This is a genomic window from Alloyangia mangrovi, assembly GCF_002300555.2.
Taxonomy (GTDB): domain Bacteria; phylum Pseudomonadota; class Alphaproteobacteria; order Rhodobacterales; family Rhodobacteraceae; genus Salipiger; species Salipiger mangrovi.
This window is the reverse complement of the sequence record NZ_NTHN02000006.1, coordinates 136418-142525: the sequence shown is the minus strand read 5'-3', so window position 1 is coordinate 142525 and position 6108 is coordinate 136418. Positions and strand designations below refer to the sequence as shown.

The 6108-nt window shown below is 66.2% G+C and carries 3 protein-coding genes, 1 tRNA gene and 1 pseudogene; 2 read left to right on the top strand and 3 right to left on the bottom strand.

Annotated elements, in window-relative coordinates:
• Nucleotides 1-666 precede the first annotated feature (666 nt).
• A tRNA-Leu gene (locus tag CLG85_RS05390) sits at nucleotides 667-753 on the bottom strand.
• A 148-nt stretch (nucleotides 754-901) separates the two neighbouring features.
• On the opposite strand from CLG85_RS05390, the pseudogene CLG85_RS05385 reads away from it, so the two are divergent.
• Both CLG85_RS05385 and CLG85_RS05380 read left to right on the top strand, forming a co-directional pair.
• A pseudogene (locus tag CLG85_RS05385) lies at nucleotides 902-1886 on the top strand (complex I NDUFA9 subunit family protein).
• Between the two features lie 64 nt (nucleotides 1887-1950).
• On the top strand, nucleotides 1951-2397 hold the full coding sequence (locus tag CLG85_RS05380) for a GFA family protein (protein WP_260348538.1): 447 nt from the start codon (nucleotides 1951-1953) through the stop codon (nucleotides 2395-2397).
• Nucleotides 2398-2475: 78 nt separating this feature from the next.
• Here the strand turns inward: CLG85_RS05380 and gyrB are convergent, their stop codons facing one another.
• Entirely contained in the window at nucleotides 2476-4893 is a 2418-nt protein-coding gene (gene gyrB / locus CLG85_RS05375; RefSeq protein WP_260348537.1) for a DNA topoisomerase (ATP-hydrolyzing) subunit B, read from the bottom strand.
• A 79-nt stretch (nucleotides 4894-4972) separates the two neighbouring features.
• A complete protein-coding gene (gene recF / locus CLG85_RS05370; RefSeq protein ID WP_260348535.1) occupies nucleotides 4973-6079 on the bottom strand; it encodes a DNA replication/repair protein RecF in 1107 nt (368 codons plus the stop codon).
• Nucleotides 6080-6108: the final 29 nt, after the last annotated feature.

Below are 6108 nucleotides of genomic sequence, written 5' to 3'. Positions count from 1 at the left end.
CGCCGCCGCCCCGTCTGGCGTCCCGTCGAGCGCCTCAGCGCCGCCGGTGAGGGGCTATTTACGTACTCCGTACGGGACCCGCAACCCCTTTTTTCATTTTTCGTCACAAAAAGTGCACGGAGGCCGGAAGGCGCATAAAATCAGGGCTCGGAAGGGCGTCGACTCCTCCCCTCATATGGCGTGCATCACGACACGGGACCGCAAGGGGCGGTGTTCGGCCGCTTCCCTGCAGGGAGTGAGACCCGGAAGAGCCGTGGCGAGGCTGGACGAGCACCATCAAGCGAGGAGAGCCCGCCGAGCGGCCTGAGCTCGAACCGGGGCGAACCCAGCGCCCCGGCGCCACCGATCACCCTTACCGGCCACCGATCACCCTTACCGATTTCTGCGCGTATACATGTGCGGCCGTGAGGGACCTCGAGAGACCCGCGCGGCAATCGCGTCGAGAGAGTCGCTGGGGGAGGGGCACCATAGGACCCGTCGCGAACTTCGCCCAATAGCAGGCGTGCCGAGCGGAAACCGGGATCCCTGGCGCTGAGAATTCCGGAAGGTGCCACAGGCGAACCGCGCAAGACCCCGGAGCTGGCTTCGCTCCAATGGCCATCGACCACGACACCAGTTCCAAAAACCAAAACCCCCGTGAAATCCGAAGATTTCACGGGGGTTTGATGGTGCCCAGGAGAGGACTCGAACCTCCACGACCGTTAAGTCACTGGTACCTGAAACCAGCGCGTCTACCAATTCCGCCACCTGGGCACAGGTGGTGAGGGGGCGTTTAAATATGTCCGCAGGGAGTGTCAACGCAGATTTTTCATTTTGTGCAACTTACCCAACGGAGCCTCCTTGCCGGGTGCCGGACGGCCCGGTATTCAAGGGCCTAGAACCTCGGAGCAGGAGTAGCCAGATGAGCAAGCTCGTCACCATTTACGGCGGATCCGGATTTGTCGGACGCTATATCGCCCGCCGCATGGCGAAGCTCGGCTGGCGCGTCCGTGTCGCCGTCCGTCGCCCCAACGAAGCCCTCTTTGTGAAGCCCTATGGCTCGGTCGGCCAGGTCGAGCCCGTGTTCTGCAACATCCGCGACGACGAGTCGGTGCGCGCCGTGATGCAGGGCGCCGATGCCGTAGTGAACTGCGTCGGCACCTTCGCCACCCGCGGCAAGAACAACGTCGATGCCGTGCAGGTCGAAGGGGCGGGCCGCATCGCGCGCATTGCCGGCGAGCAGGGCGTCGATGCGCTGGTGCATATCTCGGCGATCGGCGCCGACAAGGAAAGCAAGAGCGGCTACGCCCGCACCAAGGCGCTCGGCGAAGAGGCCGTGCTGGCCGCCTTCCCCGGCGCGATGATCCTGCGCCCCTCGGTGATCTTCGGGATGGAGGACCAGTTCTTCAACCGTTTCGCCTCGATGTCGCGGATGGGTCCGGTGCTGGCGCTGGTGGGCGCGGAGCGCAGTTTCCAGCCGGTCTACGTGGACAACGTGGCCGAAGCCGCCGAGAAAGGGCTTACCGGCGTGGCCGCCCCGGGCGTCTACGAGCTTGGCGGGCCCGAAGTGAAGAGCTTCCGCGCCTTTATCGAGGAGATGCTGACCGTCATCCGCCGCCGCAAGATGCTGGTGAACCTGCCGTATGGGCTGGCCTCGGTGATCGGCGGCGTTTCGGAATTCCTGCAACGGCTCACCGGTGGGCTGTTCACCGCGCCGATCACCCGCGACCAGGTGGTGATGCTTCGCAAGGACAACGTGGTGTCCGAAGGTGCCAAGGGGCTGGCCGATCTCGGAATCCCCCCCGGTCGCGCCCGAGGCGGTGATGCCCGACTACCTGTGGCGCTTCCGCCCCGGCGGGCAATATGACGCCATCAAGGAATCGGCCGCCAGCCTGCGGACCGAGTGAGATCAGAAAGCCGGCCCCGGGGCCGGCTTTTTCTCTACCCCGACCGACGCGAAAGGAGAGCGCGATGACCGAGCTTCCCCAGATCGGCAGCTGCCGCTGCGGCGCGCTGCAGCTCGAGGTGAGCAAGCCTCCGATGATGACCGCCGCCTGCCATTGCCGCGGCTGCCAGAAGATGAGCGCCAGCGCCTTTTCCCTGACCATGATGGTGCCTCCGGACGGGTTCCGGGTGATCGCCGGGGCGCCGGTGAAGGGCGGGATCAAGGGTCCGCAGCTTGACCACTACATGTGCCCCGAGTGCGGGACGTGGATGTTCACCCGGATCACCGGGGTCGAGGCCTTCGTGAACCTGCGTCCCGTGATGTTCGACGTGCCCGAATGGAGCCTGCCGTTCATCGAGACGATGACCCGCGACAAGCTGGACTGGGCGCAGACCCCGGCACGACACAGCTACGCGGAATTTCCGCCCGAGAAGGACTTCCCGATGCTGCTGGAAGACTTCGCCCGGCGGTAAGCCAGCACCCCTCCCCGGGAACGGAAAACGGCGCGCAGTCTCCTGCGCGCCGTTCTCAATTCCAACCTTCCGACAGGATCAGAAGTCGAGGTTCTCCACGCTCAGCGCGTTCTGCTGGATGAACTCGCGGCGCGGCTCCACCACATCGCCCATCAGCTTGGTAAAGAGATCGTCGGCCTCGGCCATATCGTCGATCTTTACCTGCAGGAGCGTGCGGGCATCGGGGTCGAGCGTGGTTTCCCAGAGCTGGCCCGGGTTCATCTCGCCCAGACCCTTGTAGCGCTGCAGCGCGAGGCCCTTTTCACCCTCTTCGAGGATCGCCTTCAGCAGGTCGAGCGGCCCGTAGACTGCCTGGCGGCGATCCTTGCGCTCGAGCGTCGCGGGGGTGCTGTAGACCGCCTGTAGCGCTTGGGTGAAGCTGCCGGTACGGCGCGCCTCGCCCGAGCGGAGCATGGCGCCGTCCAGCGTGCGGACTTCTTCGACCCCGCGCAGGATGCGCGCGAGACGGATGCCGCGGTCCTGGGTGATCCGGCCCTGCCAGCCCTTTTCATACTCCAGCGCAATCAGGTCGAGCCGCTGCGCCACCTTGTCGGCGACGCCCTGCAGGTCCGATTCCACCGCGCCGGGCACGAAGCCGCCGGCGATGGCTGCCTGCTCGAGGATGTGGCGCGGGTAATGCGTCGGGAAGGCATCCAGCACGCGCTTGAGCTGGCGTGCCTCGTCGATCACCCGCACGAGGTCCTGACCGGCGATAACCTCGCCGTTGCCGAGCTTGAGGCTGGCGCCGTCGATGCCCTGGTTGATCAGGTACTCGTCGAGCGCGTTCTGGTCCTTCACGTAGACCTCGGACTTGCCGCGGGTCACCTTATAGAGGGGCGGCTGCGCGATGTAGAGATATCCGCCCTCGATCAGCTCCGGCATCTGCCGATAGAAGAAGGTCAGCAGCAGCGTCCGGATGTGCGCGCCATCGACGTCGGCGTCGGTCATCAGGATGATCTTGTGATAGCGCAGCTTGGAGATGTTGAACTCGTCGCGGCCGATGCCGGTGCCGAGCGCCATCACCAGGTTGCCAATCTCCTGGCTGCCGAGCATCCGGTCGAAGCGCGCGCGCTCGACGTTGAGGATCTTGCCCTTCAGCGGCAGGATCGCCTGCGTACCGCGATCCCGCCCGGTCTGCGCCGAACCGCCTGCGGAGTCACCCTCGACGATGAAGAGTTCGGTCTTGGAGGGGTCCTTCTCGGAGCAGTCCTTGAGCTTGCCGGCAAGGTAGTTCACGTCCATCGCGGTCTTGCGGCGGGTCAGTTCGCGCGCCTTGCGCGCGGCCTCGCGGGCCAGCGCCGCCTCGACGATCTTGCCGACGATCTGCTTGGCCTCGTTGGGGTTCTCCTCGAACCACTCGGCGAGACGCTCGTTCATCAGGCTCTCGACCGCCGGGCGCACCTCGGACGACACGAGCTTGTCCTTGGTCTGCGAGCTGAACTTCGGATCCGGCACCTTCACCGAAAGCACGCAGGTCAGACCCTCGCGGGCGTCGTCACCGGTGAAGGAGACCTTCTCCTTCTTGGCGATGCCCGAGGCCTGCGCGTAGTTGTTGATCGTGCGGGTCAGCGCGCCGCGGAAACCGGCCACGTGGGTGCCGCCGTCGCGCTGGGGAATGTTGTTGGTGAAGGGCAGCACGTTCTCGTGGTAGCTGTCGTTCCACCACATGGCGATCTCGACGCCGATACCGTCCTTCTCCCCGGTCATGTAGATCGGGTCGGTCATCACCGGCTGCTTGGAGCGGTCGAGGTACTTCACGAACTCCTTCACGCCGCCTTCGTAGTGCAGCTCGGTCTTCAGCGGCTCGGCGGGGCGCTCGTCCTCAAGGATGATGCGCACACCCGAGTTGAGGAAGGCCAGCTCGCGCAGGCGCTTTTCCAGCGTTTCGAAGCTGTACTCGAGGTTGCTGAAAGTGTCCGTGGAGGCAAGGAAGCGCACCTCGGTGCCCTGCTCGCCCTCGGCGTCGCCGACAACGCGCAGATGCTCGACCGTATCGCCATGCTCGAAGCGCGCGTAATGTTCCTTGCCATTACGCCAGATGCGCAGCTCCAGCCAGACCGACAGCGCGTTCACCACCGAGACGCCGACGCCGTGCAGACCGCCCGAGACCTTGTAGGAGTTCTGGTCGAACTTGCCGCCTGCGTGCAGCTGGGTCATGATGACCTCGGCTGCCGAGACGCCCTCTTCCTGGTGCAGATCGACAGGAATACCGCGGCCGTTGTCGCGCACCGATACCGAGTTGTCGGCGTGGATTTTCACCCGGACAGAGTCCGCGTGACCCGCCAGAGCCTCGTCAATGCCGTTATCCACGACCTCGTAGACCATGTGGTGCAGGCCCGAGCCGTCATCCGTGTCCCCGATGTACATGCCGGGGCGTTTGCGGACAGCTTCCAAGCCTTTGAGAACTTTGATGGAATCCGCGCCGTATTCCTGCGGTGCGCTTGCCGGTTCGGCCATGCCGCGATCCTTCATGATTTTTGTAGGTTTTATACGGTGTTCAGGCAGGATTGTCACGCCGCAGACACAAGATTTGGTGTCAAACCGGGCGGTTTTCAACCAATGATTGCCCGTCCCGCTCGGTGACTTCGAGGTGCTGCGCGCGCTCCCCCAATTCCGCGAAAAGCTCCGGCCCGGTGCCGGTCATCCAGGCCTGCGCCCCCAGCGCGCAGATCTCGTCATAGAGCGCCGCGCGGCGGGCCGCGTCGAGATGCGCCGCCACCTCGTCGAGCAGCAGGATCGGCGCCGCGCCGGTCTCCTGCGCCAAGGCGCGGGCGTTGGCGAGAATGAGCGAGATCAGCAGCGCCTTCTGCTCGCCGGTCGAGCAATCCTCGGCGGGCACCCCCTTGGCGGCGAACACACCCCGCAGGTCGGCGCGATGCGGCCCGACCAGCGTCCGCCCGGCCGCCAGGTCACGCGGACGGCTGGCCTCGAGCGCGGCGCGCAGCGCGGCGGTTTCCTCGGGCATGGGTGTGTCGGCATCCACCAGTTCGAGCTCGGCGGTGGGGAATTGCGTCTCCGCCCCGGCCTGAGCCTCGGCCAGTCGCGCCAGCGCCGCGCGGCGATTGGCCTGCAGCGCCGCACCGGCCTCCGCCATCTGCCCCTCGAGCGCCGCGTACCAGAAGCCGTCGCGCACTTGGTCGCGCAGCAGCCGGTTGCGCTCGCGCATGGCCTTCTCGTAGCCGAGCGTCAGCTCGGCGTGGTCGGGAAAGAAGCTCAGCGTCATCCGGTCGAGGAAGCGCCGCCGCCCCTCCGGGCCCTCGATCCACAACCGGTCCATCGAGGGGATCAGCCAGAGCACGCGCGCCAACCGTCCAAGCGCCACCTGCGGCGCGGCCTTGCCGTCGATCTGCACCTGCCGCGCGGCACCGGCCTCCGAGCGGAAGCTGACCTCGTGCAGCGCGTCGCCGGTCTGCAGCAGCCCCTCGATCTTCCACCCGAGCGCCTCGGGGCGGCGCACCATCTCCTGCGCCGAGGCCCGGCGCATGCCCCGCCCCGGAGAGAACAGCGAGACCGCCTCGATCAGGTTGGTCTTGCCCGCGCCGTTTGGCCCGTAGAGCGCCACGGGCCGCGCATCCACCTCGACCGAGGCGTCCCTGTGGGAGCGGAAGTGCGAGAGCGTGAGGCGGGTGAGATGCAGGGACATGGCTCAGGCGGTAGCGCGGGGATCGCCCC